The sequence below is a fragment of the Paenibacillus antarcticus genome (genome assembly GCF_001637225.1).
GTDB classification, from domain to species: Bacteria; Bacillota; Bacilli; order Paenibacillales; family Paenibacillaceae; genus Paenibacillus_AQ; species Paenibacillus_AQ antarcticus.
Map to the genome: position 1 here is coordinate 388,638 of NZ_LVJI01000016.1, position 6,554 is coordinate 395,191.

The 6,554-nt window shown below is 38.5% G+C and carries 6 protein-coding genes and 1 rRNA gene; 6 read left to right on the forward strand and 1 reads right to left on the reverse strand.

Annotation, left to right across the window (positions count from 1 at the left end; genetic code table 11):
• Positions 1 to 124 precede the first annotated feature (124 nt).
• From PBAT_RS13240 to PBAT_RS13255, 4 genes are all read left to right on the forward strand, one after another.
• The gene (locus tag PBAT_RS13240) at positions 125 to 727 is read left to right on the forward strand and encodes a hypothetical protein (RefSeq protein WP_068650290.1); all 603 of its coding nucleotides are present in this window, start codon (positions 125 to 127) and stop codon (positions 725 to 727) included.
• 2 nt (positions 728 to 729) lie between these two features.
• On the forward strand, positions 730 to 1,998 hold the full coding sequence (locus PBAT_RS13245; RefSeq protein WP_068650292.1) for a DUF4097 family beta strand repeat-containing protein: 1,269 nt from the start codon (positions 730 to 732) through the stop codon (positions 1,996 to 1,998).
• 131 nt (positions 1,999 to 2,129) lie between these two features.
• The gene (perR, locus tag PBAT_RS13250) at positions 2,130 to 2,555 is read left to right on the forward strand and encodes a peroxide-responsive transcriptional repressor PerR (protein ID WP_068650294.1); all 426 of its coding nucleotides are present in this window, start codon (positions 2,130 to 2,132) and stop codon (positions 2,553 to 2,555) included.
• Between the two features lie 104 nt (positions 2,556 to 2,659).
• Positions 2,660 to 4,375 carry a glycosyl hydrolase family 18 protein gene (locus PBAT_RS13255; protein WP_084403041.1) on the forward strand — a complete coding sequence of 572 codons (1,716 nt, stop codon included), beginning with the start codon at positions 2,660 to 2,662 and terminating at the stop codon, positions 4,373 to 4,375.
• Between the two features lie 118 nt (positions 4,376 to 4,493).
• Here PBAT_RS13255 and PBAT_RS13260 read toward each other — a convergent pair whose 3' ends face one another.
• Positions 4,494 to 4,871: a YgzB family protein gene (locus PBAT_RS13260; RefSeq protein WP_068650296.1), complete on the reverse strand. Its 378-nt coding sequence runs from the start codon at positions 4,869 to 4,871 to the stop codon at positions 4,494 to 4,496.
• 126 nt (positions 4,872 to 4,997) lie between these two features.
• Here PBAT_RS13260 and PBAT_RS13265 point away from each other — a divergent pair, with 126 nt between their 5' ends.
• Both PBAT_RS13265 and PBAT_RS25770 read left to right on the forward strand, forming a co-directional pair.
• Complete coding sequence (locus tag PBAT_RS13265; protein WP_068650308.1) at positions 4,998 to 5,873, forward strand: nucleotidyltransferase-like protein; 876 nt, start codon at positions 4,998 to 5,000, stop codon at positions 5,871 to 5,873.
• A gap of 564 nt (positions 5,874 to 6,437) precedes the next feature.
• A 16S ribosomal RNA gene (locus PBAT_RS25770) occupies positions 6,438 to 6,554 on the forward strand; the annotation flags it as partial.

Here is a 6,554-nt window from a genome sequence, read left to right on the forward strand (position 1 = left end):
CCCGTTTTTTATTTACCTATTATTACAGTACCCAATTGTTTACCAGTTACTAAACATCTGTAATGGGGTATTATCTTTATAATCTTAAGCTCAGTGATAGGTAAGGTAAAGGAGGGGGTAGGAGATGAGCCTCTTGCAACAGCAATCATCTACCAATAATGAAAAGGTACAACGGAGCAATAAGCGAACTCGAAGATTTTTTTCTCGTAAACGTAAGTTTATAGCGGGATTATTTGCAACGTTATTACCTGGTTTAGGACATATTTATTTGGGTTTATTCAAAAAGGGTATCTCATTCCTATTTATTCTAATTCTAGACGTCTCAGCAATGTTATATTTTTCATCTAAAGGAATGCATATTAATGTGCCCCTATTAATTCTTCTTGGTCTAATGATTCCAGTTACTTATTTCTACAATTTATATGACGTACTTCAAGCGGCAGACTATACAATCACCCTCCGAGATAAGGATCTAGATGTGAACAATGATCAGATACGAAAGCGTCATAATCCTTTTGCGGGTGAAGGGAGCATTTCTTTCGGTATATTACTTGTGGTCGGAGGAATATTACTGATTCTGTTCTATCAGAAACCTGCTTGGTTAGAGCAATTCATTGAACTCCATGGACAGTTAACGATTGCCGTCGGATTGGTAATTGTAGGTTTAGGACTGTTAATTCGAGAGAAGGTAATACAACGAGGATCGAATACACAAGAGGAGGGGTAAGAATGAATGGCAAACACAAAATTCGCGTGGGGCGTTATACAGCAGCATTTTTGATCATGGTAACTGGAATTTTGTTGATCATAGATGAAGTGCAAGGAAGTGAATATATGCTTCTGTTGCTTAAATGGTGGCCTATGTTAGCGATCATGTGGGGGTTTGAATCCATTCTTATCTATTGGTTTAGGCGGCATGAGAGGGGATCTGGGTCTAGACCGCATCTTGATATAAAAGGTCTTTCAATGGCCATTATTCTATGCGCTAGTGTATTCATCATCACGCAACAAGAGCACTATTTATATCTTTGGAATAAAGTGAGCTTGAATCTGACTGCTTCTGCCGTAGATTTTAGCGAGCAAGAAGGTGGAAGTTTTAATAAAGAAGTTCAAGATGTCCCTGTTGCCTTTGATAGTGAGAACATCGTTATTAATAATATAAATGGTGATATCGTATTACATCGAGAACCTATTGAGAACATACAGGTTTCAACTGAAGTATGGGTGGATCAGATTACCGGACCTGAGAGAGAAGCAGTCGTTGAGCAGTCAGTACTTGAGATTAGCGAAGGAACAACCATCAACATCGCAACGATATCTAAGGCATATGGACAATCAGGTAAACGGCAGCCTCGGATGAATCTTAGCATCGCGCTTCCGGAGAATAGACGTTTTAATCTAGATGTACGAACAATGAATGGGAATATCAAACTTAAGAATATAAATGCCATTGAGAATATTTCATTGGAAAGTGCTAATGGAATGCTGGAATTATACAATGTATTAGGCAACGTCAAAGGTAAAACTTTAAATGGTGTCGTCAGAATCGTTAACCTTGAAGGTGATGCTGATATTAGTTCCAGCCAAGGGAATATGGAAGCTACAGATACCTCGGGCACACTTAAATTATTGACTCAAGTAGGAAATATCTCTGTTATTCGTGCACTTAGTGATGTCGATATCAGAACGAAGAATGGGGATATCTATGTTAGCCAATCCCAAATGAGTCTCAAAGCGGAATCTCTTAACGGGGGTATAACCGTGTATGCATATCAAATCGGTGGGAACTGGGATATTTATAGTGCAGTGGGAATTATGAATTTGTACTTGCCATTGGAAGCAAACTATAAGTTGAATGGCAGGATTACTTTTGGTGATATTCATTCTTCTATACCGGATTTCACAATTGTAAATAAGACCATTTTAGGAACAGTTGGAGAGGGAGATTATTCAATCCGAATAGAAGGAAATAGCGATTTAAATGTGAATTCACTTTAAAATAGATCCTTTTATATGTGTATAACTAAATTTCATGAGATGGCTAGCTCATTGACAATTATCAGATAATAACCGTAATATAATAATAATGATACTAATCTAGAAGAATTTTATAAAAGGTGGCGGGATAGATGGGAACACGAGTCCAACATGCATTGGAACAATTAAAAACGACCGGTGTCCGGATCACACCCCAACGTCATGCAATTTTAGACTACTTATTGGAATCCATGACTCATCCAACAGCAGATGAGATATATCGTGCTTTAGAACCTAGATTCCCCAGTATGAGTGTAGCGACAGTCTACAATAATTTAAAAATGTTTACGGAATCTGGGATGGTTCATGAATTGACATATGGCGATTCATCAAGTCGATTTGATGCGAATGTGTCGGATCATTATCATGTGATTTGTGAAGAGTGCGGTAAGATTGAAGATTTCATGTATCCTTCTTTAGTTGACGTTGAGCGTGTAGCGGAAGAGGCAACAGGCTTTCAAGTGAAAGACTTAAGGATGGAACTTTACGGAGTTTGCAGCACATGTAAGAAACATTAAGCTCATACACAGCGTTATAAAACATGTGGATTCCTTGAAGGATTCTTCATGTTTTATTTTTATTCCACTATTTTCACATTCATTGATTTACGGAGGTTTATACTTTGAGAAGAAACAAACCAAGACGTAATAAGACGAGAAAAAGGCGATTGACTTCACTTCTGATGATTTGTTTATTTTTGATCGGTGGCTATTATCTATATACGCAGACCCTTCCTAATTCAGAGCACGTCGAACCCGATTGGAAAGGAAAGAGTAGTCCCATTTTTGTGAGAGGTGAACTACTTGAATATCCTGCTTTGGGTACCGGTGAGGATTTAAAGCTTCCATTGCCTATATTACAAGATGTAATTGATCCACATATTCGTTATGAGTCGGAGACGAAGTCTATTATACTCACAACTTCTGAGAAGTTGGTGCATTTAACTCCGAATGAGAAAAAGGCTGAAATTAATAATGAAATCACGCAACTCCGATTTGCGCCTGAAGAATCTGAAGGAATTATGTACTTGCCTATTCGTGTATTGAAGGAACTGTACGGGTTAGATGTCCATCAAGATATCGATTCAGGTGCAGTTCAGCTTATGAAGGCTGGAGAAATTATTCCCATGGGTACAGTGAAGGCGGACAAGTCAGATACTACAATAGCTATGCGTAAAGACCATACCATACATGCGCCTATTATATTTGATGTACCTACGGGTACACAGTTAAGAGTATGGACCACCGAAGAGGATTGGTACTATGTGCAATTGGATAATGGCTACACAGGATATATGGAGAAGAATACAGTTGTAATGGGGGAGAGTAGAACGGTTGCGATGCCTCAGGAAGTTATTACACGTGCCGAGCGAAGTTGGAAAGGGAAACCTGTTAATCTGGTATGGGAAGCTGTGTATCAGAAGAAGCCTAATCTAGCTAACATAGGTGAACTTCCAGGTGTAAACGTCGTAAGTCCGACTTGGTTCAGTATCATAGATGGTGAAGGGAATGTACGAAGCCAAGCAGACTTAGATTATGTAAAATGGGCACATAAGAAGAAAATGGAGGTCTGGGGTTTACTCAGTAACAGTTTTGAACCTGACATTACCTCTAAAGCAATGAGTAGCTTTGTTAGTAGAATGAACGTTATCAATCAAACGCTACAGTATGCAGATTTATATAAGTTAGATGGTATTAATCTGGATTTCGAGAATGTATATACGAAGGACGGTAGCAATATTACGCAATTTGTTCGGGAATTAAAGCCACTTGCGGAAGCCAAAGGGCTTATTATATCGGTGGACGTAACTCCCAAATCGAAAAGTGAGATGTGGTCACTGTTTCTAGATAGACAAGCCCTTGGAGCGGCTGCCGACTATCTTATTGTCATGGCTTATGATGAACATTGGGCATCAAGCCCGAAAGCAGGCTCTGTTTCTTCGTTGCCATGGGTGGAAGCAGCATTACAGCGAATTATTTTAGAAGATAAAGTCCCGCCAGAGAAGCTTATTATGGGAATACCTATGTACACTAGGATATGGAGTGAAGAGGTTAAGGAGGGAGAAACCAAGGTTAGCTCTAAAGCTGTGGGGATGGATTCTGTTGCTGACATTATTCGTACAAAAAAGCTAAAACCAACCTATTTAGAGGCTCCTAAACAAAATTACGTTGAATATATAGAGGATTCTATACTTAAGAAAATATGGATTGAAGACGAGGTATCTTTAAAATCAAGGGTGGAGCTAGCGCAATCGTTACAACTCGGGGGAATTGCTTCTTGGACCCGAAGCTTAGCAAATGAACAAGCGTGGCAAGTACTCAAATCTATTCATCCTTAAAGTACTGACTTAATGTGAGTTTAATGAAATCATATATATGTATAATATGCTAATAAAACCGGCATCCTTATGATAGGGATGCCGGTTTTATTGCTGTAATTAAAAATATAATTCCGAACTATCCTTGAGGAGTTGAATGGCTAAGTTCTTCTTCCAACTGTTCAGCAGTAGTGTTTGCTATTCCTGGGTCCATCGTTAGTATCGTCTTACAGAACATACAGCGATCTGTTCGACCTAACATTTTTGTTAATTTACCGCATTGAGGACATTGGATTTGGATTGCACTGGTAGATAGCATACCTGCCCAGAAGTAAATACCAAGGCTACCAACCATAGCAATAAGCCCGATGACCAGACCAATAGCAGCAAAGATTTTACCGGAATGTCCCCAGAAGACGATACCTGCTGTTCCTAGCACCATAAGTCCCATGCCAATCATCGTTAGTAATAGTCCCCATGTACGAAATGCATTGATTTTTGCAGACTTAAACATCATGGTATGTTCACCCTATCATATAGAATAATTATAATTCATTTTCTAAGAAGGAACTCGTATAAACATGTTGAAATATAGTATAACTGAAATGGCGTATTTACGCCAAGAAATGTATGGAGGCAAATTGTGAAATCATCAAACCTATATATACAATATAAAGAAGTGTTAGATGAAGATACCCTAGGAGCTATTGTATGCCAGCAACATGATCAGAACAAACAGGGGTCTCTTTTTCATGATTACGATATTCTTATATTAGTGGTACAAGTATCCGAACAGAGTAGGGTTGACCACGTTATCATTGGTGGAAAGGTTTGCCAGGTGATACATGTAAGTCTTGGATTATTTAGGCGTTGGCTCATATCCGGGGAGAAGTGCAATTTAGTGAAATGTTTGTTAGAGGGTGATATTATTTTTGATACGGATAGTCGTCTTGCAAATCTTTCATTGGAATTTGAAGAATTTAAGCAACCACTTCGGGATCAAGTCATGTTCTTGGAATTCTCACGTTTTCTCTGGTTGTATCTAGAAAGTAAACGTTATATGAGCGAAGGCTATATTATGGATGCTTATCATAGTGTCATACAATCGCTTCATCACTGGGCAAGGATTGAACTGATCGAGCGTGGAATACGTCCACAAGATAAAGTATGGGAACAGGTGCGAGGTTTGAGTACAGCTGTTCATAAACTATATGAAGAATTAACGGTAAGTAAGGAAACATTGAAGCAACGGGTCGAATTAGTTCTATTGGGATGTGAGTTTTCAGTGTTGTCCAAGATGGCTGAATGTTCAGTTCTCCTCATAAGTGTGATGGATAGTCGTGAAAAGCCGTGGAGCATTAGAGAATTAATTCAACATCCGGAATTGAAAATAGTCAGTGCAGAACTACCACTGGTACTTCGTAAGTTAGTATATCGTTCAATTATTAAAGAAGTGAAGATTGAGAATGAGGATAAGAGTTTACATGCTCAACGTAATATTTTCTATAGTACGATATGAGGCGGATAGAAAGAGTGGAGGAGAGTCTAATGACTTTCCTTTTCTTTTTTATGTTGTGGTAAAGTGAAATGGTGACTTGAATAATTCGTGACTTATGTCATGATACTAGGAAGAGTACTGATAGCTATCTACATAAAACGTTTTGTGTTTATGATGAGAAGTTCTTCAATATGTTATTAGCAGAAGTCATTAATGGAATCGAGATTTGAAGGGTGTCTATTCAAAAAAATATCTTAAAATAAAGTTGACTCAGCAATAGTTTCTGTGATAAATTATATCTCGCCCCATTAAACGTGAATCGGTAATTGATAAGTCAGTTATCATCACGGAAAAAGAAGTTGAAAAAAACTTCTTGACGAAATGACGGTCAACATGATATGATATAGAAGTTGTCGCCGAGAACATGGGGTGCTGACAAAACGAAATAATTGGTCTTTGAAAACTGAACAACGAGTGAGTAGATTTCACAAAAGTGAAATCAAAACAAATGAGAAATCATTTGATGGAGAATGTAAATTCTCGCCAGTTTGTTTCAAAATGAGCATTTCGCTCTTTCTAAATACCAATTTGGAGAGTTTGATCCTGGCTCAGGACGAACGCTGGCGGCATGCCTAATACATGCAAGTCGAGCGGAGTTGTTTTGGAAGCTTGCTTCCAAAACAACTTAGCGGCGGACGGGGG

Bases quoted from the DNA above. Each gene is read 5' to 3' on its own strand.
- PBAT_RS13240 (WP_068650290.1), top strand. From the start codon at position 125: ATGAGCCTCTTGCAACAGCAATCATCTACCAATAATGAAAAGGTACAA.
- PBAT_RS13245 (WP_068650292.1), top strand. From the start codon at position 730: ATGAATGGCAAACACAAAATTCGCGTGGGGCGTTATACAGCAGCATTT.
- perR (WP_068650294.1), top strand. From the start codon at position 2,130: ATGGGAACACGAGTCCAACATGCATTGGAACAATTAAAAACGACCGGT.
- PBAT_RS13260 (WP_068650296.1), bottom strand. From the start codon at position 4,871: ATGATGTTTAAGTCTGCAAAAATCAATGCATTTCGTACATGGGGACTA.